Here is a 2,025-nt window from a genome sequence, read left to right as displayed (position 1 = left end):
TTTTGTTGCATAAAAAATGCAACAATTGCAGAAATGTTGCCAAATTAAAATATAAATCATTTGTTTGCACAGGGCAATACCCCTGAAATTGTGCAGGATCAACATGGAATTTTGAACTAAATGTGTCTTGACATCGTTAATATCACGTTAATAAAACCGTGATATAATAAAAAAATGCAAAGTGAACGGAGGGGTAAAAAATGTTTCACATACTTGTGGTGGAGGACGATACTAACACTCGCAAACTGACCTGTGATGTGCTTAGCGACAACGGCTACACACCTATCGAGGCTCGTGACGGTATAGAGGCTCTCGAAATAATGGACGAAAAACACGTTGACCTTATTATAATGGACGTTATGATGCCTCGTATGGACGGCTTGGAGCTCTGCGAAACTATCCGCAAGGCTGGGTTTCAGACGCCTATATTAATGGTGACGGCTAAGGAAACGGCTTTTGACAAAAAGCAGGGCTTTATAAAAGGTACGGACGATTACATGGTGAAGCCTGTGGACGAGGAGGAAATGCTTCTGCGTATTCAGGCACTTTTGCGACGTTCACAGATAGTGAGCGACCACAAGATAACTGTGGGCGACACCACTCTCGACTATGACGCACTGACTATCAAGACCCCTGAGGGCATAAGGGAGCTTCCGCCGAAAGAGTTCATGCTTCTTTACAAGCTTCTTTCCTATCCCGACAAGATATTCACCCGCCGTCAGCTTATGGACGAGCTTTGGGATATGACCTCAGACACTGACGAGCGCACTGTGGACGTACACATAAACCGCATAAGAGAGCATTTGAAGAATAACCACGATTTTGAGATATTGACAGTGAGAGGGCTTGGCTACAAGGCGGTCAAGCTGAAAGGATAGGCTCATGAAAAAACATCTTATCTCTGCTCTTCGCTCAGAGCGCAGGCGAAATTACACCATGAACGCCAGCATAGTTTCGGCGGTATTTATGATAATGATATGGGCAGGGCTTCTTACGGGATTTATAATGATAGGCATAAAAAGATGCCTGCATTTTCTATCCCCTTTGCAAATGCCTTTTGTTTTCCTTATTGTGGGACTTGTGGTATCTGTAATAATCGGCACTTGCATTTCTGCCGCTGTAGCAAGCAAGATAGTAAGACCTGTGCGTGAGGTAAAAAAGGCAATGCACAGGGTAGAAAAGGGAGATTTTTCTCAAAGGTTAGAGGTAACAGGCTTTAACGGCGAGATAGACGAGCTTATAGAAAGCTACAACAAAATGGCGCAGGAGCTTGGGGGTATCGAGATGTTCAGGGAGAATTTTATCAACAGCTTCTCCCACGAGTTCAAAACGCCTATCGTTTCTATCCAGGGCTTTGCGAAACAGCTAAAAAAAGAAAATCTGTCAGAAGAGAAAAAGCAGGAATACATTGACATTATCATCAGCGAATCAAAGCGTTTGACCAATCTTTCATCGAACATTCTTATGCTTTCAAAGCTTGAAAATCAGCAGATAATCACTGACAAGACAAGTTTTTCCCTTGACGAGCAGATAAGAAACTGCATACTTCTTCTGGAAAAGCAATGGACGGCTAAGGACATAAGCTTTGACATTGATATGCAGGAGATACAATACACCACCAATGCGGAAATGCTTTCGCAGGTGTGGGTGAACATAATAGGCAACGCCATAAAATTCTCCCCAGAGGGAAGCTCTATCAGAGTAAAGCTTTTTAAAGAGGGTGATGTGATAACGGCTGAGATAACTGACCGTGGCATTGGCATGGATCAGCAGACCATATCACACATTTTCGAGCGTTTTTATCAAGGGGACAGGGCACACGCTTCAGAGGGAAACGGACTTGGTTTGCCCCTTGTTAAGCGTATCGTGGAGCTGTGCAACGGCAATATCCGTGTAGAATCACAATACGGAAAGGGTACAAATTTTATTGTTACGCTCCCGCAAAACGACAAATGACCTTAGTATCATAAAAAAGGCGTTGTAAAAAAACAGCGCTCAAAGAGTCGAGATTTCCTGCTTTTGGGA

Annotated in this window: 2 protein-coding genes; both read left to right on the top strand. The window is 43.4% G+C overall.

The genetic code is table 11. The features are described from left to right. Positions 1-200 precede the first annotated feature (200 nt). Complete coding sequence (locus WS40_RS10385; protein ID WP_046442156.1) at positions 201-878, top strand: response regulator transcription factor; 678 nt, start codon at positions 201-203, stop codon at positions 876-878. A 4-nt stretch (positions 879-882) separates the two neighbouring features. Then, positions 883-1,956 carry a HAMP domain-containing sensor histidine kinase gene (locus tag WS40_RS10380; RefSeq protein ID WP_046442155.1) on the top strand — a complete coding sequence of 358 codons (1,074 nt, stop codon included), beginning with the start codon at positions 883-885 and terminating at the stop codon, positions 1,954-1,956. The last annotated feature ends 69 nt before the right edge of the window (positions 1,957-2,025 follow it).

The sequence above is a fragment of the Ruminococcus sp. N15.MGS-57 genome (assembly GCF_000980385.1).
Taxonomy (GTDB): Bacteria; Bacillota; Clostridia; order Oscillospirales; family Ruminococcaceae; genus Hominimerdicola; species Hominimerdicola aceti.
The sequence above is the reverse complement of the archived record's forward strand: the minus strand, read 5'-3'. Positions and strand labels throughout refer to the sequence as shown.

Coding starts and splice junctions, on each gene's coding strand:
- WS40_RS10385 (WP_046442156.1), top strand. CDS start 201: ATGTTTCACATACTTGTGGTGGAGGACGATACTAACACTCGCAAACTG.
- WS40_RS10380 (WP_046442155.1), top strand. CDS start 883: ATGAAAAAACATCTTATCTCTGCTCTTCGCTCAGAGCGCAGGCGAAAT.